The sequence below is a fragment of the Eubacterium sp. 14-2 genome (assembly GCF_000403845.2).
In the GTDB taxonomy this organism is placed as follows: Bacteria; Bacillota; Clostridia; order Lachnospirales; family Lachnospiraceae; genus Petralouisia.
In genome coordinates, this window is record NZ_KE159568.1 from 155,375 (window position 1) to 181,497 (window position 26,123).

Annotated in this window: 24 protein-coding genes, 1 pseudogene and 1 riboswitch; of the genes and pseudogenes, 5 read left to right on the top strand and 20 right to left on the bottom strand. The window is 38.5% G+C overall.

What is annotated here, in order from left to right:
* Positions 1-7: 7 nt before the first annotated feature.
* The 16 genes from C805_RS17995 to nrdD all read right to left on the bottom strand — a co-directional run bounded on the left by C805_RS17995 (position 8) and on the right by nrdD (position 15,267).
* Positions 8-430 carry a hypothetical protein gene (locus tag C805_RS17995; protein ID WP_016215383.1) on the bottom strand — a complete coding sequence of 141 codons (423 nt, stop codon included), beginning with the start codon at positions 428-430 and terminating at the stop codon, positions 8-10.
* Between the two features lie 16 nt (positions 431-446).
* Complete coding sequence (locus C805_RS18000) at positions 447-848, bottom strand: hypothetical protein (protein ID WP_016215384.1); 402 nt, start codon at positions 846-848, stop codon at positions 447-449.
* 377 nt (positions 849-1,225) lie between these two features.
* Positions 1,226-3,631, bottom strand: coding sequence for a pentapeptide repeat-containing protein (locus C805_RS25390; RefSeq protein WP_016215385.1), 2,406 nt, complete (start codon positions 3,629-3,631; stop codon positions 1,226-1,228).
* Positions 3,632-3,776: 145 nt separating this feature from the next.
* Complete coding sequence (locus tag C805_RS18010) at positions 3,777-4,217, bottom strand: hypothetical protein (protein ID WP_016215386.1); 441 nt, start codon at positions 4,215-4,217, stop codon at positions 3,777-3,779.
* A gap of 20 nt (positions 4,218-4,237) precedes the next feature.
* The gene (locus C805_RS18015) at positions 4,238-4,429 is read right to left on the bottom strand and encodes a hypothetical protein (RefSeq protein WP_016215387.1); all 192 of its coding nucleotides are present in this window, start codon (positions 4,427-4,429) and stop codon (positions 4,238-4,240) included.
* A 21-nt stretch (positions 4,430-4,450) separates the two neighbouring features.
* Positions 4,451-5,662 (bottom strand): hypothetical protein, encoded by a 1,212-nt coding sequence (locus C805_RS18020; protein ID WP_016215388.1) that lies wholly within the window; start codon positions 5,660-5,662, stop codon positions 4,451-4,453.
* A gap of 293 nt (positions 5,663-5,955) precedes the next feature.
* The gene (locus C805_RS18025) at positions 5,956-7,845 is read right to left on the bottom strand and encodes a hypothetical protein (protein ID WP_016215389.1); all 1,890 of its coding nucleotides are present in this window, start codon (positions 7,843-7,845) and stop codon (positions 5,956-5,958) included.
* Between the two features lie 277 nt (positions 7,846-8,122).
* The gene (locus C805_RS18030) at positions 8,123-8,413 is read right to left on the bottom strand and encodes a hypothetical protein (protein WP_016215390.1); all 291 of its coding nucleotides are present in this window, start codon (positions 8,411-8,413) and stop codon (positions 8,123-8,125) included.
* 128 nt (positions 8,414-8,541) lie between these two features.
* Positions 8,542-8,868, bottom strand: coding sequence for a hypothetical protein (locus C805_RS18035; protein WP_016215391.1), 327 nt, complete (start codon positions 8,866-8,868; stop codon positions 8,542-8,544).
* Positions 8,869-9,072: 204 nt separating this feature from the next.
* The gene (locus tag C805_RS0105940; RefSeq protein ID WP_016215393.1) at positions 9,073-9,360 is read right to left on the bottom strand and encodes an HU family DNA-binding protein; all 288 of its coding nucleotides are present in this window, start codon (positions 9,358-9,360) and stop codon (positions 9,073-9,075) included.
* A 29-nt stretch (positions 9,361-9,389) separates the two neighbouring features.
* Positions 9,390-9,827, bottom strand: a complete 438-nt coding sequence (locus C805_RS18040) for a hypothetical protein (RefSeq protein WP_016215394.1) — start codon at positions 9,825-9,827, stop codon at positions 9,390-9,392.
* Positions 9,827-10,276 (bottom strand): hypothetical protein, encoded by a 450-nt coding sequence (locus C805_RS18045; RefSeq protein WP_016215395.1) that lies wholly within the window; start codon positions 10,274-10,276, stop codon positions 9,827-9,829. The genes C805_RS18040 and C805_RS18045 overlap by 1 nt, the downstream gene beginning before the upstream one ends.
* A gap of 562 nt (positions 10,277-10,838) precedes the next feature.
* A complete protein-coding gene (locus C805_RS18050) occupies positions 10,839-11,177 on the bottom strand; it encodes a hypothetical protein (protein WP_016215396.1) in 339 nt (112 codons plus the stop codon).
* 13 nt (positions 11,178-11,190) lie between these two features.
* On the bottom strand, positions 11,191-12,465 hold the full coding sequence (locus tag C805_RS18055) for a diaminopimelate decarboxylase (protein ID WP_016215397.1): 1,275 nt from the start codon (positions 12,463-12,465) through the stop codon (positions 11,191-11,193).
* Between the two features lie 170 nt (positions 12,466-12,635).
* Entirely contained in the window at positions 12,636-13,127 is a 492-nt protein-coding gene (gene nrdG, locus C805_RS18060) for an anaerobic ribonucleoside-triphosphate reductase activating protein (RefSeq protein WP_016215398.1), read from the bottom strand.
* Positions 13,128-13,137: 10 nt separating this feature from the next.
* On the bottom strand, positions 13,138-15,267 hold the full coding sequence (gene nrdD, locus C805_RS18065) for an anaerobic ribonucleoside-triphosphate reductase (protein ID WP_016215399.1): 2,130 nt from the start codon (positions 15,265-15,267) through the stop codon (positions 13,138-13,140).
* Positions 15,268-15,464: 197 nt separating this feature from the next.
* On the opposite strand from nrdD, the gene C805_RS26460 reads away from it, so the two are divergent.
* On the top strand, positions 15,465-16,001 hold the full coding sequence (locus tag C805_RS26460; RefSeq protein WP_016215400.1) for a hypothetical protein: 537 nt from the start codon (positions 15,465-15,467) through the stop codon (positions 15,999-16,001).
* Between the two features lie 5 nt (positions 16,002-16,006).
* Here the strand turns inward: C805_RS26460 and C805_RS18070 are convergent, their stop codons facing one another.
* Both C805_RS18070 and metK read right to left on the bottom strand, forming a co-directional pair.
* The gene (locus C805_RS18070) at positions 16,007-16,252 is read right to left on the bottom strand and encodes a hypothetical protein (protein ID WP_016215401.1); all 246 of its coding nucleotides are present in this window, start codon (positions 16,250-16,252) and stop codon (positions 16,007-16,009) included.
* Positions 16,253-16,360: 108 nt separating this feature from the next.
* On the bottom strand, positions 16,361-17,548 hold the full coding sequence (metK, locus tag C805_RS18075; RefSeq protein WP_016215402.1) for a methionine adenosyltransferase: 1,188 nt from the start codon (positions 17,546-17,548) through the stop codon (positions 16,361-16,363).
* Between the two features lie 253 nt (positions 17,549-17,801).
* Positions 17,802-17,898, bottom strand: a riboswitch (SAM riboswitch).
* 206 nt (positions 17,899-18,104) lie between these two features.
* On the opposite strand from metK, the gene C805_RS18080 reads away from it, so the two are divergent.
* Together C805_RS18080 and guaA are read left to right on the top strand one after the other, a co-directional pair.
* Positions 18,105-19,226 carry an HD-GYP domain-containing protein gene (locus C805_RS18080; RefSeq protein ID WP_016215403.1) on the top strand — a complete coding sequence of 374 codons (1,122 nt, stop codon included), beginning with the start codon at positions 18,105-18,107 and terminating at the stop codon, positions 19,224-19,226.
* A 128-nt stretch (positions 19,227-19,354) separates the two neighbouring features.
* On the top strand, positions 19,355-20,896 hold the full coding sequence (gene guaA, locus C805_RS18085; RefSeq protein ID WP_016215404.1) for a glutamine-hydrolyzing GMP synthase: 1,542 nt from the start codon (positions 19,355-19,357) through the stop codon (positions 20,894-20,896).
* A 181-nt stretch (positions 20,897-21,077) separates the two neighbouring features.
* Here the strand turns inward: guaA and C805_RS25395 are convergent, their stop codons facing one another.
* Entirely contained in the window at positions 21,078-23,315 is a 2,238-nt protein-coding gene (locus tag C805_RS25395; protein WP_016215405.1) for a tetratricopeptide repeat protein, read from the bottom strand.
* Between the two features lie 809 nt (positions 23,316-24,124).
* Here C805_RS25395 and C805_RS27590 point away from each other — a divergent pair.
* Together C805_RS27590 and C805_RS18100 are read left to right on the top strand one after the other, a co-directional pair.
* Positions 24,125-24,481: pseudogene (locus C805_RS27590) on the top strand (nuclear transport factor 2 family protein).
* A 398-nt stretch (positions 24,482-24,879) separates the two neighbouring features.
* On the top strand, positions 24,880-25,218 hold the full coding sequence (locus tag C805_RS18100) for a hypothetical protein (protein WP_016215407.1): 339 nt from the start codon (positions 24,880-24,882) through the stop codon (positions 25,216-25,218).
* A gap of 81 nt (positions 25,219-25,299) precedes the next feature.
* Here the strand turns inward: C805_RS18100 and C805_RS18105 are convergent, their stop codons facing one another.
* On the bottom strand, positions 25,300-26,031 hold the full coding sequence (locus tag C805_RS18105; RefSeq protein WP_016215408.1) for a FadR/GntR family transcriptional regulator: 732 nt from the start codon (positions 26,029-26,031) through the stop codon (positions 25,300-25,302).
* Positions 26,032-26,123 lie beyond the last annotated feature (92 nt).

Below are 26,123 nucleotides of genomic sequence, written 5' to 3' on the forward strand. Positions count from 1 at the left end.
ACAATCATTATTTCTTTTTCAACACTGCTTCATCCATAATGTTACCAATATCATACATTATCAGTGTATCACCTTTTATCTCAAATCCTTTTATACTCTCGCCTTCAGCAGACAAATATATTTCACTACCTTTTATTTCATATGAAACTTCTTTGCTTACTGGCTCCATGCCCTCATAAACTGGCATATTCAAAATAACCGTTCCATTATCCTTAAATACCGCTGAAAATTCAGCATTGGCATTTTGATAATTTTCACCATAATATTCACCTATATTTTCCTGTTTAATATTCCCATTTGCTGTATTATATGAATCTATCACCCATTCGCCTACAACAGATGAAGAATTACTTCTCGTTACCCAAAATACAATAATCACAATTACAATAACTGCTATCATGCTACCTATTGCAATAAATTTTTTGTTCATTTCCCTTTATCTCCTTTTACATCATTCCAAATATGCCAATAATTCCTAAAACAAAACCACATACAAGACCTATGATAATCAGATTCTTTATAAAGCGTAAATCTCCTGCAATCTGGTGTATATCATCATAAAGTGGATCATTCTTTTGTGCAACTATTTTATTTTCAATTCGTTCTTTTTCTTTCTTCTCATGCTCTATTTCTTCATCTGATTTAATATTCCTGAGATAATCAGCTACTTTTTTATGTGTAGCATCTGAAATGACTTCATCAACGGAAATATCACCAGAATTATATGCGTTTATTTTACTTCTGCATTTACCACATATTCTATATGATTCATTATCAATTTCTATGTAATCAAAATCCACGTCTAAAAACGGGATTTTCTTACCGCAACAGCTACAAACATCTGCCATAATGTTATTTCTCCTTCTTTTGTCTCGCCAAATAGGGGGGGGTAGGGGGTATGTTTAAATCTCCCATATAATTACCACCCTATGCCACCATATACCCCTATATAGAACTCTCAATTTTACCGAACATTTTCACCGCATCCCAATAACTGTAATAAAACATACAGATTTTGGGATAGATGGCATCCTAATAAATGTAAGAAATCATACAATAAATGGGATTATATCACTATACAAATTCTTCTTACTAAAAATATTCATTCCTACGTCATTCATGTTTGCTGGCTACATCATACATTATACTAAATATCACTCCTGCAATCAATGATTTTCAGTGTTTATTCAGCTTTGGTGAAAATGTAATATTCAATATATGGCTTCTACTTTCTTATTTCTAAATATTCATCATAATCTAATAATTTATTACCTCCATTAATTTCTACTTTTACTCCGCACAGATTAAATTCGCTTTTTAGATGAACAACTTGGTTTTCAGACAATATTGCCCCTCTCAATTTTGCTTCTGCAAAATTTATTCCTCGTAATTTTGCTCCTCTTAAATCCGCTTTTTTTAAATTTGATTTCCATAATTTTGTTTCTCGTAAATTTGCTCCTCTTAAATCTGCGCCTTTTAAATTCGCCTTGCTCAAGTCCGCTTTACTTAAATTTGCACCTAATAAACTTGTTGCAACTAATTGCGCTTCTGTCATATTTACTTCTTTCAATATTGCATTATTCAAATTTGCACCACTCAAATTTATATTTTTTAAATATGCATTTTTCAATTCTATTCCACCTAGATTTAACTTACTAAGATTTAAATAATTTATTTTAAATGAATCATTATTGATATGCAAATAGTACGAAATCCCAACATTGCTAATATCTAATAAATCAAACTCCCATAAATGTAATATACATAATATATTTGCAAATGTTTTCATTTCGCAATCTATGATTCTATCTACTTTCGTACTTGCATAATATGTCATTCCATTTTTCATCATTCTTTCAAATACGCAAACCAAACTATCTAACTTTTCCTTCATTTTGTCACATTTAATAAGTTTATATTTTAAAAATTCAACTATTTCTTTATCTAATATATTTGTCTGAAAAATATCCACCAATTCTCTTGCAACTTTATCATCTGATATATCTATTTCCCTAAATATTGAATGATAAATATATTCTGACACAAAAAATTCATATATAGACCTATGTATAAATTCAATATTTGTTTCTACTGTTTCAAAGAAATGCTTTATAGGAAATTCTATAATACTAATATGTTCTCCCTCGAACTCTAATTCTGGAATTTGGCATTCTTTTTTATGCAAGACTGTCTCACCCTTTTTAAACATTTTAAATGCAACTTCTTGTAAAAAATTCAAATACTCCTCTATATTTCGTGGATCTCTTATAATTTGTTTTCCCTTACTATATCCAACATCTCCATCAGCAAATCTATCAAAAATACCATTCTTTTTTGCAAAGATTCGACTATATAACTCTGGTTTTGTATGATTTTCACTAATATCTATATTTGACATAATAGCCATATATAATATTACTGGTATTCCTAAAACTTCCAAGTTATCATTATTTATCTTTCTACAATCTAATTTATTATTTGTAATTCTTTCATAAAAATCCTCTATACTATAATTATTAAATGGCAAAAGTCTTAGTACATTTAAAAAGCCTTTTGTATTAATATAAGTTGGACGTGATGTAATAATACATTTAAAATTTTCAAAATCCTTTATATCTAAGAAAAATGTATCAAGTAATTCTTCTCGCATATTCAATGCTTTCATCTCGTCAAAACCATCTAAAACAAGGATTTTATTTTCCAAGTCTTCATTTCGACAGCTTAATTTATTGCAAATTGCATTTAATAATCCATCTTCCAATTCTTTTTTATTCCAACCAAGAAATCTCAATATAATAAATCTATTATCATCTTTATATTCATTAGCAATCCATGCAGTTATGCTTGATTTTCCTATTCCTGGAACTCCTGTAATGAGCATTGTAGATGTTTTATTATATTGTGCAAATTTTATTATTATTTTATCTAAAGTGTCATCAACAGAAAATCTTATTTTTTTAACAGACTTATACATTTTATAATCAGGTACGATAAAAGCATCTGCTAAAGTTATTGGTCTTTCATCGTTATCAATATGCAAAAACAATCTGCTATTCCAAATTTTTATATAATCCTGTTTCTTATTATTCTGAAATTTTACATCTTGAATAATTGAAGAATTTTCTTTATTCTCCATTTTATCCTTCAAGACAACCTGCTTTATTTCTCTAACACCTTGCTTTACCTCATCAACACTATGCTCTATTCTATCTGTCTTACTATTTTTTTCATCTCTTTGCCATAATTCTATTACACGATACAACTCTTCATAATCTTCTTTACTAAGTTCTTGATATAACAAAATCTTAAACTGCATATATTTATCATCATTAACACATTCTTCAAGAACCTGTAATCCAGACCGAATAACTTCTATATTAACGCAATTAGCTTTCCTGCAACCTACTAATAGTTTCTCCGCAGATTGATATATTTTATCTTGATCACTCTCGTATTTGTTAAATGTTATTTGATTAAGCACACTTATTATTATATTGTATATTTGTGATTCAATATTTTGATATTTCTTATTCTTTGCCATTTTCTTTATTTTAACCCAAGAAACATCTACACAATTATTAATAGCCTTTGATATAAAACCACTAATAATTGCATCTTCAATAAATGCCATAACTGTTTATCCCCCTTGCATTTGATAAACATAATTATAATCATTTAAATAGTCTATTTCAATAAAATCGTAAAAAATAAGGCATACCAGATAAGTCCACCCTATCCGATATGCCTTGTAATAAATCACCCTACTCTACTACCCATCAACTAAAATATGTTTTACTTCGTTCCCTCTTTACCGATTCAATTCCCTTATCTAACAATCTTCTATTTCGATCCATGTAAGCATCCCATGATTTACTATCCTCTTCTTTTTTCTCTGCATTCCTGATACCTTTGTTTATGGCAGCAGTCATCTCTTTTGTCCTGTATGCGTCTTCTGACTTTCTTTTCACACTCTCATCATGGATATTCTGTAAGGTCTGATTATGTTTCTCTTTCTGCTGATTTTCTCTTGCCATTGCTTTTTCAATATAAGAATTAAGAAGGTTATTACTATGTTGCACTCTTTCCCTCTCGGCTTCATCCCGTTTATCCATTTCAATCCTGTTTGCCCTTAACCTGTCACGTTCCTTACGGTCACGCTCCGCACATACTGATTTAATCATATTTAATGTAGATTCTGATGTATTTGTTTTGTTCATTATAAAATATCCTCCAATCCTTAATATCTCAATAAATTCTTTTCAACTTCCATCTCTGCCTCAAGCTGTACTCTTTTTTCATTAATTCTGCATAATTCCTGATTATCATGGTTGATATGCGCTATGGTTTCCTCCGTATCTAATCGGCGAAACTTCTCCGCATATTCATCTTCAATTAGTCTGGTTTTAATCTTCTTTTCAAAATCTGTCATTTTAAAATGTCCTCCTGTAATTTATTTTTCTATATATGGTTTTACTTCATAACGCATAAGAGCATCAAAAACTCTTTGCGGAATATAATTTTTATACTTTACAGCCATTACCGTAATATCTGCCTTTTTGATGATCCTATATTCCTCAAATGCTTCTTCTGGTGTATTCCATTCTTCAAGTTTAGCTGGTTCATCATGACCAAATGGCGTGATTTCCCCATAGTACATATGAGTATCTGGATTGTATCGTACCCCAAGAGGCAAATCGGCAGCAGTCGTATGAGCGGAATTATCATGTTTCTTGCAGTTTGTTAGCATTGCATTTATTGTTACTGGAACAATACAGCAATTATCAGGGGAATATTCTTTGCTTCCATTGCCAAATAAATCCTTATCCACCACCATTATTTCATCTTTTATTGGATAATAATTTTCTAAGTACCAGTCAATAAACAATTCTGGATTTTCAAGCCATTCTTTACATATGGTTGCTCCATCGTAACAATCATGATAATTTGTATACTTATCCCTCTTATAACATCTATTGTATATACCCTGATAAACCGCATACGCCTTACTTCTGGCTTTGTTTGGGTATTCATAATATTCTTGTTTTATCTCAATATCATCAATGTCCTTTCTGCCATACATTAAATCATCATAATCTTTGCTTGATACATAGACCAGATTCTTATAATAAAAATTGTTTTTATCACCATCAATAAACCAGATTTTTGTATAATTATTTGGATTTTTTAGGAACATTTTACCCATTAAATTCTTTGTATAATGATCTTCCATATTTGCGCTACCATCAATATCAAAGAAATTCATCGTATAATGATTTGCTACACTATGCACATGATATTTAAACGGATTCCGCAGATTATTTACCACCCTTCCATAGTTAGAAATCCAGTAATTATATGTACCTTCAATCTGCACAAATGTTTCAAATACATTAATCAGTTTCACATTGATGGGATTGTCATTTTCTTCTATATCTTCGGCAAACTGAACATTATTATTTTCATCAAGTACTTTCATTTTTGTAGGCATTTTAGGCTTCAACTGCCTGTTTTTTTCACACCGCTTGCATATCTGGTTATAAATCTTTGTTTTGTTCTTATTGATAGAAGACACCTCAAAATGGCACAAAGGCAGTATCTTTCCACACTCACTGCAATATCTGTATTTTGATGTATCTAATCCTGTTAAATCTTTTCTACTCATTGTTACTTATAAAAATTCCTTTCAATTTCGATATGTCTTTTAGATAACTCAGCACCAAATCAGAGTTGAGCTAATAATTGAGCATCCCGACTGTATGCTCCGATTCCTATTCATAATAAAAGAGACAATACGATTAATTCATACTGTCTCCGATTTTAATTGATTATTCAGTTTTTTAATGTATTTCTCATATATTTTCAAATTAGGCATTGACAGCCAATAGGGTAAAAGGGGTAGGTATATAACTTTTATATAGATGCTATATACCTACCCCCCTATCACCGAAACACTATCTAATCAATAGCATCTTCAATGATTATATTGGGATAACCGTCTGACTTAATATGGTACTGCTCTTTCAATGCCTTATTTGCTTTGACCTTTTTCAGTCCATATAAATCCATAATCTCATTCAGACTGCGCTTAATCTGCGTTTCAGTGACTTCATATCTATATTTATTACCAAGAATATATACAACTTCCTTTTCAGTGCAATATCCTTTTCTCTGGATACACTGTAATATAATCTCGGAAATCTTCAAAGTACGCTCATCACTGGCTTTAGTAGTAGAACGGTCTACAATCTCACCATATTCATTCTTCTTTTTCTTATATTGCGGATATATGGAAGCTGCTACATCGAATCCTTCAGAACGGTAGAACATATCAAATGATATTCCTGCAATTCTATAGCCCTTTTCCTTCCATCTGATACCATTATTTTCAATAGTGCTTAACTGCTGAATTACCCATGATGGAATTGCATAGAAATTAACATGATTCCCTGATCGTTTATCTGTACCAGAATATTTAATTGCTTTGAAAAGTAATTCCTTTGGAATATCCTTATCATCAAGAATACGAATTAGATCATGGTAAATCAGCATCTTTATGTACTTTCCAACTTTATCAATTCTTTTTTGATTAGTATTCATCCCAAGATATTCTGCAATTCTTTTATGCGTTACAAAGAACACGATTTCGCCATCATCATTAGAGAATTTTTCACTGTAAACATTATTCCTTGCAATAGAAAGCATCATAAGAAATGTATCTTTTGCATTTCTAATATTTTTATCAGCTTGTGGACACAATTCTTTAAACTTATTTAGCGTGATATTGCTTATCATAAGGTCAATATTTTCTCTCTGTTCTATACTCCATTGGGATTCTTTGATGGATAGGTTATAGATATTCATGATAAATTGGATTGCTTTATATTCAGATTTGAAATCGCCCAACAATTCAATTAACTGCTTGATATTCAGTGTTAGATTTTCAGAACAACACCTATATTTCTGTACGCCATTTTGCGTAGTAAAGATATTTGCAGATGGGTTATGGTCATCATGTAACACACAACAAAATGACCTCGGATCGTCTATGTCAATCAATTCTGCAATATCCAACTCGGAATAAATGTAATCCCAAAACTCATTTTTATTTTCAAATTCTATCGGATCATGCGCTAATACCTTGCGTAAATACTCTATATCATGCTCTTTGATTGCTTTTACATTCAAATTTTCATATGTAGAACGATCTTTTGCAGTATCAGTACCTTTACTTTGGATACCGGCAGCAGTGCTATCCTTTTTCTTCTTCGATTTAGGCTTTGCATTGGATATATACTGTTCATAATCATCATTCCAGTATCTTTCTATAATAGATTCTGCATTTATCCTTGTATCATAATCAGAAAATAATACCGTATGCCCTTTACCGCCGAAAAATAGTCTGTCACGGTTAAAACATACTTCATCAATACCGCCGATAACTCCCATAAGCGTAGCTTGTAACTTATCCCTGATATTTCCGTCTGTAATTACTGTATCATTACAGAATATCATGCGGAATTTATGATGTTCCTCTTTGTGGCTGAATGTCGTATACATAAAACATGGTGTAATTCCCAGAGAAATCACTTTATTATAGGCTTCTTCTATTCTTATACCATCGTCAAAATCAAGACCAAATAATTGTTGTTCTATCCAGTTTTCAGCTTTATTCCCTCCTGCTAATACTCCTGGCTTAAAAGATGCCCCATGCACTAAAGCATCTGCCAAATTTTCAATCGTAATATTTACTTGTGTCAAACTTTTCTGTACCCATCCACACTGTTTACCTTGTGGTTTATCTTTGAATCTGTGGTTAAAGTACATACATTTTATGTCATTACCCATTGAACCTCCTAAGATTACCAGAAATTCAAGAAATATATTTTAGAAGTTTACAAAAAATTTCGTACCAATCTTGATTAGTAAAATTTCAGAAATGTTAGATTTTTGCATCACAAAAAGACCACACCAAAAACAACGCGGTCTTTTACTTTGTTTAAGTTTTCAATATTCAGTTTTCATCATATAATGGAATTATTGTGTAGAATTACACAATCGACATTGTTGATAATTATTAGATTTTTTCTTGAATTTCAGTATTACAGATTATTTTGATTGCATTTTACATCTTATCTGGAACCGTATACTCCACATCCATCCATTTGAGATAAGCAATCCATACAGTTGTTGCGCTTACATTATTAGCTGTACCAACATTGATTAGATCCTGTAACATAACATCTTCTGCTGGTTTGTCTTTGCGGTTTTCAACATGGTCTTTCATCATTTTGTCTAACATAACACACTGTTCATTCCATTTTTCCTGAGAAAGTGAAGCTAATTCTTTATCAATTCTTTCATCTGAAATCTGGTTTTTAGTTACTATTTTTGCTATTTCATACTGTGTATTCATATTATTTTGTTCTCCTTTTAATTTTCCCCAGATTTTGGGAAATGTTTTTATATGTTTTTTTTGCTCCACACTTTTGTGGAGTCAAATTTCACGGTCAAATTTTCGACCATGAGGAAGCAGTCCTATAATTATTCATTTACCTTTTCTCTCAATGGACACCATACAGGACTTGTTTTCGGCAACTTATCAACACCCAATTTCCCCATATCGTCAATTCTGTCTACATGGTCACAATAATATATCTTTTTATTGTATTCATACTTTTTCATAAAATCGCATTCAGCGCAATTTTGCACTTTTGTTTTTAAATTATCTTCCTCAATCTCATCAATAGCAACTTTTATATGGTTATTTACAATTCTGGACAAATCACCAATATCCATTTCTCCATATAAATATGACAATCTACTCATATTTTCTTCTGTAATAATTGCTACTCGTTCATTTAATTTCACTATGTATCTTTGCCCTCCAACTTCCTTAACGGACAATCAATGTCCATAATAATTTTGCTCATATGTTTCATATTTTTAGAACAATAGTCCTCTAACTCCAAATATCTGCTCAATTCTTTCCTGTAAATACAATGGTTACAATTCCTTGGTTCCCTGTCCATACAGATTTTCATGAAACGCTCTCCTGTCATCCATTTTCTGAATCTATTCTGCTTCTATTCTATCTGCTAATGTCTCACTGGAATAAAACTTCACTTTCCTATGCTCTGGCACAATGCATGGCTCCCCTGTCTTCGGGTTCCTTGCTTCCTTCTCTCTGACAGTTTTCAATTCAAAATGCCCGATTCCATAGAAATTAACTTTTTTGCCCTCTGACAGATAATCCAGAAGTGTTTCCCAGAATAATTCTGTCATTTTCACTGCATCCTTCTTATAAAAGCCGCCTTTCTCTGCGATTTTACAGGCAAATTCTTTTTTATTCACGGTTTCCATAATATTTTTCTCCTTTTCCATGCATCTGCTTAATTTCTTACTGATATTCCCTGGCTGCGTAGATACTGGACTGCCAATTGCAGCAGGCTTCCATTGTTGATGGTTTCATCCATGGTATTATCCCATACATGGGGCTTATGGTTTACGGACAGACCTCCATGCAATCCTGTATTCGCCCATTGCGCTACCTGGTACCCAGCTGCATTTACATAATCATCCATGGAATCAGTATCAATGTATACACATGCGCGTACCCCTCCTTTATCGGGGTATGCATCCACTTTCACTGCTGACCGGAGGAGTGCTTCTGTTCTTCGGTAGCTTTCCGGTATCCATCCTGTGTAGTAATCATTCAGAAAATAATTCAAAGTTTCATATACCCTTTTTGCTAATTCGTCTATCATTCCTGTCATGATGGGCTGTAATGCTTTCTGCAGCTGATCCATGTTACTAATGTGTTTTGCCATTATTTTTCATCTCCATTTTTAATTTCTGCATTTTCTGGTATATAACCGCTTTTCTTTAAAATATCCATCTGCTGTCTGCTGAATGGTAATTTATCCAATCCATAAATACCGTTTTCAATATTTCTAAGCAGATTCTTATTCATAGTCTCACTTAAAAGGTTGTTCCGAGTTATCTTTAATTTTGTATATGGTGGATTGCCGCCATCTTTATTACACATAGGAAGATTAAAGTTTCCTTCATGGACTTTTACTTCTGGTATAATGGAACCAACCTTTGATATTTCTATCCTCTCTCCCTCGGCTAATGCTTTTCTACATTCATCCATATACATAAGCAGAATACTTGTAATCAACTGTTTTGTGATTACTTTCCTGTCGTATACGTTATCTTCCCTGTTGTATATGCGTTTTGCCATTTTATAAGCTGACAGTGCTTTTACTCTTGCCATTTATTTTGTTTCTCCTTTCTGCCATTTGCCAATGAAATGTGCTTTTCAATTAGTGCTGTAACTATGGTGATAGAATGCCCTCCTGACGCTCTGTGAGGCTCATAGAGACATTTTCGATAAGGTCATGTCAATTCCTCAAAATGTATTCAAGCACTAAAATAAGCCCACTATCAATCATATTTCTATAACTGATAATGGACTTATGTATGTGTCCAAATATTTAATTTCACGATGTACAGGATTCTTCCTTTCTTAGATGCTAATTTATTCGTACACTTGTTCTGATTACCTTTTTGATTACCTTTTGGTTACACATGCTCTGAAATGCCCTATTTTCAAGGGTTTCAAAAATTCGTGCGGGTTCAAGTCCCGCTGCCGGCAGTTCTTACAGGTGCTGAATTCCTTTGGAAATAAAGGGGTTTGGCATTTTTTATATTCTTTTACAGGAAAGCAGCTCTCCTGTAAAAGAATATAAAAAATGCGCAACTCACAGAAATGAAGTTTATTACTCCGCAATCTGCTCGCGCGCATCCAGGCATTTAAGAACCTTTGGGGATAAATATCAGTATTCTCTTTCCTGCCAGTTATTTTTTGCCGTCAGCCATTTTTCCGGTTCTGCCTCCCAGAGTTCATTGAGCCAGTCAATGGCCTTTCGGATGCCTTCCTCTGAAAAATCCGTCTCCATCCGCTGTTTTTTTTCTTCCGGAGTCGCGTCAAATCCATAAGGCGCCTCCCAGGCGATTACCTCCAGCTTTTGAATTTCTTTTGCTTTTTCTGCTCCATCTTTCTGTGGAAGTCCCTTTTTTACAACAGCAAACCGGAAGCGCAGTCCTTCATGGCTTCCGGTAAATGTTGTCTTTTTCAGATATGGAACTGACAGAATATCTTTGCGTTTTATCATAATATCTTCCTTTTTATTTCATATTGTAATCGTTCAGAATATCAAAACAGTCAAAAGTGGCGAAATAATCCTTCGGTGTTTCTGCCCGCCGAATCAGCTGAGTGCTTCCATCCTCTTTTAACAGGATTTCCGCTGACTTCAGTTTTCCGTTATAATTATACCCCATGGAAAATCCATGTGCCCCGGTATCATGAATTACCAGCAGATCTCCCATATCAATTTTGGGAAGCATACGGTCAATTGCAAATTTATCATTGTTTTCACAGAGAGAACCTGTAATGTCATATTTGTGGTCACATGCCTGCTTTTCTTTCCCGGAAACCGTAATATGATGATAAGCCCCATACATGGCAGGGCGCATCAGGTTTACGGCACAGGCATCACATCCTATATACTCTTTATGGGTATGTTTCTCGTGAATGGCAGTGGTCACCAGACAACCGTAAGGCCCCATCATAAACCGGCCCAGCTCCGTATAAATGGCCACATCTCCCATGCCTGCCGGAACCAGAACTTCTTCATACACCTTCCGAACCCCTGCTCCAATGGCATAAATATCATTTGGCTCCTGGTCCGGACGATAAGGAATCCCAATTCCGCCGGATAAATTAATAAAGCGGATATCAGCTCCTGTCTCTTCTTTTAACTTTACTGCCACTTCAAATAAGGTCTTTGCCAGAGTCGGATAATATTCGTTTGTTACCGTGTTGCTGGCCAGAAATGCATGAATTCCAAAGTATTTTGCACCTTTTTCCTTTAATACTTTAAATCCTTCAAACAACTGCTCTGTGGTAAATCCGTATTTTGCATCTCCTGGATTATCCATAATGCTGTTGCTGATTTTAAACACGCCTCCCGGATTATACCGGCAGCTTATGGTTTCCGGAATACGGCCGATGGTCTTTTCCAGAAAATCAATGTGAGTAAAATCATCCAGATTGATAACCGCCCCAATGTCACTGGCAAACCGGAACTCATCGGCCGGGGTTGCATTGGAGGAAAACATAATGTCCTGTCCTTCAAAATGCAGTGCGTCTGCCAGCATCAGCTCTGTCATGGAAGAACAGTCACAGCCGCATCCATATTCCTTTAAAATATTAATAAGAAAGGGATTTGGTGTTGCCTTTACTGCAAAATATTCTTTAAAACCCGGATTCCAGGAAAATGCTTCTTTCAAAGCCTTCGCATTGGCACGGATTCCTTTTTCATCGTATAAATGAAAGGGAGTGGGATATTCTTTTACTATTTCATCTAACTGTTCCTTTGTCACGAATGGTTCTTTTTTCATACGCTCTGTCTCTCCTTATTTCTCGACTTTCCTCTCTGATTCGTCACGGAAACCAGATTACAGTTGCATGGAAGTTTATCATGCCTGCACGGAACTTTCCGGAACCTTTTCTGTTATGCAAATTCAGAAATACTATAATAGTTTGACAGAAAAATGTCAAGAAATTAATACTATTCGCAGTGCAGCACCGCTTTTCCTTCCGCTCTGGAAACAGGCACGTTGATCACCCGCTGGTTGGAACTTCCCCGCCAGTACAGTCCGGTATCTTTTTGCTCCACCTGAAATTCTCCGTCTACCAGTATGTCCACATACTTCATAATCTCAAGATCCGCTATGGTCTCCCACACAAATCCGGTATACATCCAGATGGTTTTTCCCGGAAATCTTTCCTTAATCTCTCTGGCCAGTTTCAGCACATCGGAACGATTTCCGGAATACAGAGGATCTCCTCCGCTGAATGTAATCCCTGAAATATAATCTCTGGCCAGTTCTGCAAAAATTTCCTCTTTTGCCTTTTCATCAAACAGCAGCCCCCCGTTGGGATCCCAGGTAATGGGATTCTGGCACTCTTTACAGCAATGGGAACAGCCGGACACCCATAAGACCACACGCAGTCCATCACCATTCAGCATATCGTCTTTTGTTATATCGTGATATCTCATAGATTTCTCCTTACATGCTTCTGCGCTCTTTGATTTCAGCCATTTTGGCGTCGTTCAGCCGGGTGTCGCCCTTTACTCTGGAATAGGACAGGTATCCGTTCATCCGCTCAATCTTAGTCAGGTTATGGCTGCCGCATTTGGGACATACATCCATTTCCAGCTCCTGATGTCCGCAGTCGTCACAATAGGCCAGGGACAGATTCACCCCTTCATAGAATCCCATATCCATCGCCCGCCTTACCAGGGTTTTCACTGCTTCTTTATTATAGTCAATGGGATACTTCACATACTGAATTTTGCCGCCGTTGCTCAGTTCCCAGAAACGATATTCCAGATCCTGTTTCTGTATGGGCGTAATATCTTCTGTCACATGGCAGTGGAAGCCATTGCTGACATATTCCCGGTCAGACACATTTTCCACAATACCGTACTTCTTGCGGAACTGCTTCACCTGCAGGCCGCAGAGGTTTTCTGCAGGAGTCGCATAAATAGCATAAAGGTTTCCGTCTGCTTTTTTAAACTCCGTAATTTTCTCATTGATGTGCTCCAGCACTTCAATGGCAAACTGTCCGTCCTCCACCAGGGATTTTCCATTATAAAGCCGCTGAAGTTCGTTAAATGCAGTAATACCGAAAGAAGCTGTGGCTGTCTTCAGCAGAGGCTTGATTTTATCATGAATACCGAGATGTCCTCCGTAAAAGCCTCCCTCACAGTAAGCAAGGGGATTCGTACTTGCCCGCATTTCTCCCAGATAAGCATAGGTCCGAATATGAAGCTGCCGGATTAACTCCAGATAATAATCCAAAACCTCATAAAAATCCCGGCTTTCCTGTCTGGATTTTGCCAGAATCATAGGCAGATGAAGGCTGACCACGCCAATGTTGAACCGTCCCACAAACACAGGATGGTCTGTGTCATCTGCAGGATTCATACCGCCCTTCACATACCAGGGGGACAGAAATGCCCGGCAGCCCATGGGGCTGATGATTTCCCCATACTGCTTATACATGCTGGAAATATAGCCTTTTCCCGTAAGGCTCAGCCAGTCAGGATACATGGTTTTCCGGGAGCACTCAATCCCCGCTTCAAATACATCCTCAAGTTCTTTTCCCGGTCCATGAAGATTTTCATCATAAAGAAATACCAGTTTGGGAAACAGCACGGGCTTCCTGCACCCTTCTTTCCCCTGCCCTTTTCTTCGTACCTCCAGCATGGCAATGGAGGCCATTTTTGCAAATCTTCCTGTGCCTGTCCCAAATGTCATGGTAATAAACGGATAATCCCCACGGCTGGAAGACACCGAATTAAATTTGTACTCCCATCCCTGGACGCCCTGTTCCAGATCCCGTGTGATATCCTTCATGGTTTCCTCTTCTGCCCGTTCCTCAGTCAGGCCAAGGCCGCGATATTTTTCTTTGTATTTTATGTAGGATTTTTCCGCATAAGGCTCTAAAATCCGCTCCACGCCAGGCACGGTAAATCCACCGTACTGCTGGCTTGCCGCGCTTAATACAATATCCCCGATAACATCAAAAGCCACATCCAGAGTTTTCGGCTCATTGTACCAGAGATTTCCCATCTCAAAACCGCCGCGCAGCACATTTTCCACATCAAACAGGCAGCAGTTCATGGTATCTCTCCTCGCAGACATGTCATGAACATAAATATAACCGTCCCGGCACGCCTGAATTTCCTCTGTAGTCATAAAAAATTTCTGGTACAGTTCTTTATTTAACTGATTAAAAATCAGACTCCGCTTGGTGGACACCAGTGCACTGTCTGTGTTGGAATTTTCTTTATCCCCTATGTACATAATAGACTGGCTTTTTTTATAAACCTCATCCAGCATCTGTACAAAATCCTGCTTATAATTGCGGTAATCCCGGTAACTTTTTGCCACCACCGGATTGACCTTTTCCAGTGCACCTTCCACAATATTGTGCATCTGAGCAATTTTTACTTCCTCTATGCCCATGGACTCTACTTTTTCCTCTACAAACTGGCAGATAAATTTTAATTCTTCCTCTGTAAATGTAATCAGTGCACGATAGGCAGACTTGTTTACCGCAACCACCACTTTCTGTACGTTAAAATCCTCCCTGGTTCCATCCTTTTTGATAACCTTAAACGTTTTATCCATTCTTTCTCCTCCCGTTCATATCCGGCAAACCAATATATATCTTGTTAATTTTTCTTTATTTTTCTTATTTTCATACCATATCTTGTGTTATGGTGTATATCTTATCATGCCATTTTAAAGAAGTCAATAGATACGCATGGACTTTTTGCTCCGAACATGCTACAATCATTTTATCATTAAAATAAGGAGGTGAGCAAATGACTGAAAATGAAAAACTTGATCTGATTCTTTCCGAATTATATGAAATGAAAGGTGATATACGGGAAGTAAAAGACGACGTACAGACTTTAACATCTGATGTGCAGACTCTCAAGTCTGAAATGCAAACTCTCAAATCTGATGTGCAGACTCTTAAATCCGATGTGCAGACTCTCAAGTCTGAAATGCAGACTCTCAAATCCGATGTGCAGACTCTCAAATCCGATGTGCAGACTCTCAAATCTGAAATACAGGATATATGGGTGCAGATACACGGAACACAAACAGATGTACAGGGTATGAAAGCGGAAATAACCGGGATGCAGACGCATCTCAGAAACATCGATGCACGTCTGGACAGAATCGAAAACATTGTGGGCAGAAACTACACCCTGACAGAAGAATTCTACGTTTCACAGAAGGAAACAAACGTGGAGGTTCAGGCAGAATTCCGCATTATACACGGAACCCTTGACATGCATGCAAGGCAGATTTCCCACACTACATCCATCCTTAAAGATTATAGAATATCATAGTCTTTTCACTGTGTTCTGAAACTCTTATCTTTTTTATCTATAACAATCCATTTATTTATATGCCGCTTCAGTCTGAGAATATACATCTTTGCATAAAATCTGTTCTTTAGCAGAAATTCCTGATGATTCCCCAGTTCCATACTTTCCACATCCTTCATCACCGGAAGTACACCCACAGATGAAATGCTCTCATCCGGAATCAATACAGATTTCCGTCGTCTCCTTTTCCCTTTTCCTTCAGAAACACACATGTATTTCCTCTGTCCCTGGCACCGGCTTTTCCCTGAAGATAAACAATATCCGGCCTTCCACCGTTACAATGGAAAAGGCCGGATATCAGATATCCTGTCAGTATACTTCTACAGATATTTTTTCAGAACTTCTGCCTTGTCAGTTGCCTCCCAGGGCAGATTCAGATCATTCCGTCCAAAATGTCCGTAAGCTGCTGTCTGCTTATAGATGGGACGTCTCAAATCCAGCATTCTGATAATCCCCGCCGGACGAAGATCAAAGTTTTCGCGGATGATTTCCACCAGTTTTTCATCAGAAATCTTTCCTGTTCCGAATGTGTCCACCATAACAGAGGTAGGCTGTGCAACACCAATAGCATAGGACAGCTGAATCTCACATTTGTCCGCAAGTCCTGCAGCTACAATATTTTTTGCAACATAGCGGGCTGCGTAAGCTGCAGAACGGTCTACTTTGGTACAGTCCTTACCGGAAAAAGCACCGCCGCCATGACGGGCATATCCGCCATATGTATCCACAATGATTTTTCGTCCCGTGAGGCCTGCGTCACCCTGGGGCCCGCCGATTACGAAACGTCCGGTGGGATTGATGAAAAATTTCGTGTCTTCATCTACCAGTTCCTGAGGAAGAACAGGATCAAATACATATTTCCGGATATCTGCATGAATCTGCTCCTGGCTTACCTCCGGGTCATGCTGAGTGGACAAAACCACTGCCTCCAGCCGTCCTGGCTGCCCCTTCTCATCGTATTCCACAGAAACCTGTGTCTTTCCATCCGGTCTCAGGTAACTCAGTGTACCTTCCTTACGAACCTTTGTAAGCTGAAGAGCCAGACGGTGTGCCAGAGAAATGGCATACGGCATCAGCTCCGGTGTCTCATTGGTGGCATAGCCAAACATCATGCCCTGATCTCCTGCCCCAATTGCTTCCAGCTCTTCCTCAGACATTTTATTTTCTTTTGCTTCCAGCGCTTTATCCACACCCATGGCAATATCTGTGGACTGTTTATCCAGCGCAACCATAACCGCACAGGTATTTCCGTCAAATCCCATGGCACCATCCGTATAACCAATTTCCTTTACGGTATCTCTGACAATCTGGGGAATATCAATTTCTGCTTCTGTGGTAATTTCCCCCGTTACAAGAACAAATCCGGTACATGCTGCAGTTTCACATGCTACCCGGCTCATAGGATCTTTTGCCATCAATGCGTCTAAAATCGCGTCTGACACTGCATCGCATAATTTGTCCGGATGTCCCTCAGTTACCGATTCTGATGTAAATAATCTTTTTTCCATTTTTCCTCCTGTTTGCTGTGCTTTGTACAGTTATATAGTAATATTTTCTTCCTGTCCGGGTGCCCGTTTCCAAACAAAGCGGACAAATCCGCAGGGGCTCCCTGAATCCCTCATTCCTGAAGGACCTGGCTGCTTTGCTGCGCCGTTTTAAGAGTTTTTTATTCTACAGGAAATCCAGAGGAATTTCTCAATAGAATAAAAAAATCCGCTTATTAAATAAGCGGACTCGACTCTTCCAAAAGATTATCAAATCCTCTTATTGTTCGATTACTCGCTCAGGTTGGCACCTTCCGTAGAGGGGTTGCCGTGGCTTCACAGGTCCTATGTACCTCCACCACTCTGAATAAGAGAAATTAATAACTGACGGAACTGACACTCTCCCATCAGTATGACAATATTCGGTTTTTAATCTTTCTTCCCCATTAACATACTACCTTTTTTTTATTCTGTCAAGTATTTCTTCCTTGACAAATGTTGCCTTTATTTTTATACTTAGAAAGTAGTTTGAATTTATATGTTTTACGGCATTTATATAATGCAACAGGGGGAATCACAAATGAAGAATTATCCTATCAGAGATTTACGTCCCGGCATGAAGATTGCAGAACCGGTGTACACCAAAAGCGGACAGATGCTTATGGATGTCGGTACTGTTCTGACTTCTGCGTTAATTGACCGTCTTTCTTATTATGGGATAGACTCTGCCTCTGCAGAAGTTCCTGTCAGTATCCGGGAAACCCCGGCAGCAGAGCAAAAAGCACCTGTCAGTATGCCAAACCGCAGCCGGGCTTCCAATCCTTCCTATTCTCAGAAAGTGAAATCCCAGCCGGAATTTATGGCATATCAGATTGAATATACAAAGGAAGTAAATTCCATCCGGAGTTTACTGGACGGCATTATTCAAAATCCGGCACAGCCCCCTGATATCGGTCAGATTCTGAACGAATGCTCCAGATTAACTTCTCTGACTAAAACTACCGTAGATTTATTTGATAAACTGCACAATATGCGGCTGGATGATGACAGCGTATATTCCCATTGTCTGAACGTTGCACTGATCGCCCGGCAAATGGGGAAATGGCTTTATTTTTCAGCAGAAGATATGGATGTCCTGACTCTGTGCGGCCTGTTCCACGATATTGGCAAAGTTCAGATTCCGGATGAAATCCTGAACAAACCCGGCAAATATACAGATGAGGAATTTGCTCTGATTCGCCAGCATCCTGTAACCAGCTACAATCTTCTGAAATATCTGCCTCTTGATGAACGTATCAAAAATGCTGCTCTGATGCACCATGAGCGCTGCGACGGCTCCGGTTATCCTCAGAAATTAAAAGCTGACCAGATTGATGACTTTGCAGAAATCATTGCCATTGCAGATGTGTATGATGCAATGACTGCAGCCCGCTCCTATCGTTCTCCTTTGTGTCCTTTCCAGGCAATTGACATGTTTGAGAAGGACGGTCTTCAGCTATACAGCCCGAAATACATTCTTACATTTCTGAATCGTATTGCAAATACTTATCAGAATAACCGGGTATTGCTGAATAACGGACAAAGCGCAAATATCGTTATGATAAACTCCAAACACCTTACCCGTCCCATGATTCAGTTAGATGACGGTTCGGTGGTGGACATGCTCAATCTTCCGGAGTGGGAAATCATCAAAATCATATAAGAATCAGAAATTCAACAAAAAGCTGCTGTAAAATACGGGAATATTTTCCGGAAATATCCTGTCTTTTACAGTAGCTTTCCTAAACAGCAGAATTTTCTTCTGCCATAACAATACAGGAGGGAAAAATTTTGGATAGAGAAACCGTTATCGTCCTTGATTTCGGCGGACAGTATAACCAGCTCATTGCCCGGCGTGTACGGGAATGTAATGTGTACTGTGAGGTAAAGCCTTATACCATAAGTCTGGACGAAATAAAAGCCATGAAACCAAAAGGCATTATTTTCACCGGAGGGCCCAACAGCGTTTATGAAGATACATCCCCCAGCTGCTCCAGGGAAATTTTTGAACTGGGAATTCCTGTGCTGGGAATCTGCTATGGCTCTCAGCTGATGGCCCATTTACTGGGCGGTACCGTAAAAACCGCACCTGTCAGTGAATATGGACACACAAAAGTGTCGGTCGATACCACAGATATTCTGTTTGAAGGCGCATCTTCTGAAAGTATCTGCTGGATGAGCCATACGGATTACATTGCTCAGGTACCGGAAGGATTCCGGATTACTGCGCATACTCCTGTCTGTCCGGCTGCCGCAATGTCATTTCCGGAAAAGAAACTGTATGCAACTCAGTTTCACCCGGAAGTTATGCATACAAGAGAAGGCATGAAAATGCTTGAAAATTTTGTTTTTAACGTATGCGGCTGTATCGGAGACTGGAAAATGGATTCTTTTGTGGAAACCACCATTCAGAGTCTGAAGGAAAAAATCGGCAGCGGCAAAGTGCTCTGTGCCCTTTCCGGCGGAGTGGATTCTTCCGTAGCTGCAGTGTTGCTTTCCAAAGCAGTTGGAAAACAGCTGACCTGTGTTTTTGTGGATCATGGTCTGCTCCGCAAAAATGAAGGAGATGAAGTAGAAAAAGTATTTGGGCCCAACGGGGCTTATGAGCTGAATTTTATCCGCGTCAACGCACAGCAGAGATATTATGAGAAGCTGAAAGGCGTCACAGAACCGGAAGAAAAACGTAAAATTATCGGCTCAGAATTTATCCGTGTATTCGAAGAGGAAGCAAAAAAAATCGGTGCTGTGGATTTTCTGGTACAGGGTACCATTTATCCTGACGTAATAGAATCCGGCCTCGGAAAATCTGCCGTCATCAAGTCACACCACAATGTGGGCGGCCTTCCGGATGTAGTTGATTTTAAAGAAATCATAGAACCTTTACGCATGCTTTTTAAAGACGAAGTACGAAAAGCCGGACTGGAACTGGGCATTCCCAAATATCTGGTATTCCGTCAGCCATTCCCCGGCCCCGGACTTGGCATCCGCATTATCGGAGAAGTGACAGAAGAAAAAGTAAAAATCGTGCAGGAAGCTGACTATATTTACCGGGAGGAAGTTGCAAAAGCCGGACTGGATGAAAACCTGGGCCAGTATTTCGCTGCACTGACCAATATGCGTTCTGTAGGTGTTATGGGCGACTTCCGGACCTACGATTATGCAATAGCTCTCCGTGCTGTAAATACTTCTGATTTTATGACTGCAGAAGCTGCCCAGATTCCCTGGGAAGTGTTGCAGAAAGTTACCAACCGAATTGTAAATGAGGTAAAAGGGGTTAATCGGGTACTGTATGACTGTACCGGAAAGCCGCCAGGGACAATCGAATTTGAATAACAGACATTTCACTCTGAAACTCCTTATAACAGGGAGTTTCAGAGTTTTCTTTTTTCTGTGAGATTGATATGAGATAAAAAAAATCAATTTTCCATAATAACCTCAGGCAAAATTTCTTTACGATACCTTTTCATTCCATTTCTCCTTTAACTCTTACAGCCCCCAAAATGTCTCCTCCTCTTTAATGTGACTGTTTCATCTTCTCTTCCAGCCACTGCTCAAAATCACCGTCTGGATTCCATTCTGAATATGCTATTTTCACATTTTTATGAACTATTTGTGTATTGGGATGTTTTTTTCCAAGTCTTAACATACAAATTCTATATGCTTTAAGATAATATGATAATGCCTCCTCATTATTTCCCTGGCTTGTATACACATATGCCAGATTGTTATAACTGGCGGCTGTATCCGGATGTTCCTCTCCCAGCACCCTCTCACGTATCTCCAGCGCTTTCCTACACAGCCCTTCTGCTTTCCCGTACTCTCCCTGACTTTCATACACATATGCCAGATTGTTATAACCGGTGGCTGTAGATGGATGTTCCTCTCCCAGCACCCTCTCACGTATCTCCAGCGCTTTCTCATGCAGCTCTTCTGCTTTCCCGTACTCTCCCTGACTCGCATACACATATGCCAGATTGTTATAACTGGCGGCTGTATCCGGATGTTCCTCTCCCAGCACCCTCTCACGTATCTCCAGCGCTTTTTCATACAGCTCTTCTGCTTTCCCGTACTCCCTCTGGCTCGCATACACATATGCCAGATTGTTATAACCGGTGGCTGTATCCGGATGTTCCTCTCCCAGCACCCTCTCACGTATCTCCAGCGCTTTCTCATACAGCCCTTCTGCTTTCCCGTACTCCCCCTGGCTTGCATACACTCCTGCCAGATTGTTATAACTGGTGGCTGTATCCAGATGTTCCTCTCCCAGCACCCTCTCACTTATCTCCAGCGCTTTCCTATACAGCCCTTCTGCTTTCCCGTACTCTCCCTGACTTTCATACACATGTGCCAGATTGTTATAACCGGTGGCTGTATCCGGATGTTCCTCTCCCAGCACCCTCTCACTTATCTTCAGTGCTTTCTCATACAACTCCTGGGCTTTCCTATATTCCGCTATGTACTGCAATAAGTGTGCAAGAGCAACTATAATTTCAATCTGTTCCAAACCATCTCCCATATTGACTTTTTTAATAGCATTTTCTGCAAAAGGAATGTACTGTTGGCATTCCAGGGGTGAACCATTTTCCGGTATTTCAAGATATCTTGTGCATGCTTTTATGAATCCAGCATGGTTTTCAAACTCCGGTCTGTTTTTTTCATAAATAAACTGCCCAAATACCGGATGCAGTGTATAACTTTCCTGCTCCACGTCAAACTCCAGCCATCCCTTTTGATACAGTTCAATCAGGATATCGTCATCCTCACTTGCACCAGCATCTGCCAATAGCCATTCATTGCACACATCTACTGCCAAAGGAACATACGGAAACACAGAGAATGCCTCCAGAATGTTTTGCTCCCCTTCTGTTAATTCAGACAAATCATATAGCACTTCATATGATTCCTGAATATTGACAAATTCTTCATCCTTATGGAACGCCAGTTGGAAACCCTTTTTCTCCAACTCTTCTCTAATCCTTTTCACCGCCCATAACTTTGTCCGTGCCAAATGCGCCAGAAGCTCAACTGTAATAGTATGCCGTCCAGCCAGGTTATCTATGACATATTCCAAATCCAGAATTTCTTCTGGTTTTATTTTTCTTCCACAACCTCCAAACCGAACCTTCTCATAAATTTTTTTACACTGCTGAATATCCAGGAAACCAATCCTATATGGTTCGAATCCATCACTAAGCGAAGCCTGTCTGGAAGTAAGGATAACCGCCCCTGGTATACCATTTAACCGTTGCAGGCCTTCATCTTCACACATGGGCTTATCCACGTTATCAACAAACAGCAGCAACTTTCCTTCTGATGCCAGATATTCCAACTCCCTCCACGCCGCCTTCTGGTTTTGCTCCGGACTGTCCTGCTGTTTAAATTTCAAACAGCTCTGCAGGCTGTTATCCATATCCCCGCTATATTCAATATACCCAATATGCTTGAATGGCCCACTTCCATCCTCTGCATGTTTATTGAGATATTCTTCAAACAGCTTCCTGCAGATATGTGTCTTCCCGATCCCTCCCATACCACTTACCAGAACAGACTTCCTCCCCTCCTCTATCTTCTGGCGCAACTCCCGTAATTCTGTTTCACGCCCGGTAAAGTAAGACACTGGCTTTATATTTGCATTATGGGTAACAACAAACTCACGCTCCGAATCCTGAAACATTGTGATATACAAATCCCGACCCGCATATGGCCCATAAAAATTACTGTCTCTATTCTTGTTTACTGTTTCCGGTCCCATTTACATTATCCCTCCCCACATATGAGCCTCGAAATGTGCTCTTTGAATTTTTATTGGTAACCCTCGAATGGTCATCCTGATTGTCACAGCTAAAACTCTTTGATATCTTAACCACCTTGCTGGCTGTAAAAACAGATATCAGCAACCCCGCGACGGAGCATACCCCGCAAATAATATTGAATATATCCATCATTCCCACTATAATTCCCCCTTATCATCTTTTATCTTGCCTTTATTATAATATCTGTCAATCCATTAAGCAACCTAAAATCTAAACTGCTTCCCGTCAAGCAGACAATTAAAAAATAAAAATTTATTCCTGCCACCAGATGAAAACTGGTGGTTTGATTTTGCCCCTCCAAAGGGGCGTTGTTACTGCCCGCCTCCAAAGGGCGGTGTCGCAAACATTGTTACTGGTCCGCCTATAAGGCGGTACTGCCACACTCAGATGCACATGGTCCATACACTGCACCTGCAATAATATCTATATTCTTTATATCCGCACAATGTACGGATGATCTCCCAGAATTGAGTGCCAACTTTTTTATACCGCATCAACATTAATTGTGGAACAGATGAATCATACACAAGGTTACGAAAACAGCTAAAGGCGAAAATGCCTTAAAATGGATAGAGAGAATGAACAATATACAAACGTGTGCAAGGAAGGGTTGTGGATAAAGAAATTATTTATCAACAGGAAAAGACGTATGACGAATAGCAAATCCAAAATAACCTGCTTTTTACTTTACAATACAGATTGCTGATGTATAATGAAAAAATAAACATAAAGTTTATAGTAAAATATTATGTTAAGACCTAAAGAAGTGGTGTGCAAATGGGTGGATGCGTTTAACAATCATGATGTAGAAGAAATTATAAGCCTTTAAAAGAAAGATGCAACAAACCATCAGGTAACAAATGATCCTGTTGCAGGCATGGAAGCAATTCGAGAAATGTTCACAAATGAATTTGCTACTGCAGATATGACAGCTATTGTAGAAAATATATTTGAAGATGGACAATGGGCAATCTTAGAATGGAAAGACCCATTAGGATTAAGAGGTTGTGGATTTTTTCATGTTGTTCACGGAAAAATTTTGTTCCAACGGGGTTATTGGGACAAACTCTCATTTTTGAAGCAGCACAACCTGCCTGTCGAATAAATTTTTACAGTGAAACCAAAAAATATTGCAGAAACGTTTACCTCTATCGTCAAATTAACAGTTCTTATGACAATGTCCGGTGCGGGATGTGGTACATCATTATTTGGCGGTTGCTGTTTTGCTCCTGTATTCGGCCTGCTATCTCATGCGATTATTACATTAAAACGGAACGATGAAGAATGAAGGTTTACTTGATTTTCTCAGCAAAACCTCCTGTAATTTAAGTCGGAACATGTTGCTATTATCCACAGTCACAGGGCGAGCATTATTAATACTGATAACAAAATGATAACATTCTCTCATATAGGCAGAATAATATGGATAATTCAAAGTAAATAACAAATGTACTAAAAAGGTCTTCTATGATAAAACCTGATTATCAAAGGAGGCCTTTTATTATGGCAGACAAAAAGAAAAATGTGTACAAACCGATACCGATGACAGAGGGAAAGAAGAACCTTATTCAGGAACCTTTAACCTTTGAAGCAACGAAAAAGTGGACGATACCGATTCAGAATTGGGGAAAGGTGAAGGCGAATTATCCATCCTACTCCCGGGCAGACCATCGAATTAAGGTTCACTGCACTATTGTTATTGACAGAATTTATCATAAGAATTATCGTAAAGAAGGACGGAAAACCAGAACGGTCGTCTATCCTTTCAAATACTTATCATGGAAGAACTTCATTTACGGAGAAAATTTCAAACTGTCTGTGAAGTTTTCGCATTTTACCTGAACTATCCACAGGCCTGTCAAAAATCCCGCCGGTCATTGAGGTACCGGACATATATTTCACATCATATCGGCAGGAAAATCCTTACTCTTTCTTTCCCCGCTCAGAATTTTTCTGTATAATCTTATCCAGCTGAGCTTCCACAATTCTGAAATGCCTGTCAAACGCTTTCATGGCTTCTGCCAGATTCCCTTCCAGCAGCGCATGATAAATTCCCCAATGGGAACGTCTCAGCAGTTCCGCCCGCATCTTATTGGTCAGTATTTTTGTCCGGAAATTTTCTATAAACTGATCCAGAAGATTGTCCAGCATGGAATTGTACAAAATCAGCATCCTGTTATGAGAACTTTTCACCAGTGTATGGTGGAATTCCAGATCCAGTTTTGCACTCTCCCTGGAGCTCATGGGCTGGTCCATTTTCTCTAAAATCTGACGCATTTCTTCCAGTTCTTCCTGGGTTGCTGTCTCTACTGCAAGTCTGACCGCTGCATACTCATATCCAATACGGATATGAAAAATTTCAGCATAATCTATATCCAGCAAAGCCATTACCATATTGACAGATTTGAGCATATATTCCATAGGGTTACATCTGACATAATTTCCGCTTCCCTGCAGACACTCAATCAACCCGGTGATTTCCAGCATATGCATAACTTCCCGGATAGAATTGCGGCTGACACCCAATTGTTCCGCAATTTCACGCTCTGTGGGAATTTTATCATTTAATTGTAATTTTCCGGACAAAATCTGTTCCGAAAAATATTCAAATACATATTCATAAGTTTTTTTTCCATTTAATCTGGGATTATCCATTTTTGCGCCCCTGTCATCTGACTCTTTCTTTCCTGTATACTTCTTCTGCTCCTGTACCGGTATATTTTATTATAATTCTGAAAAATTTGCAA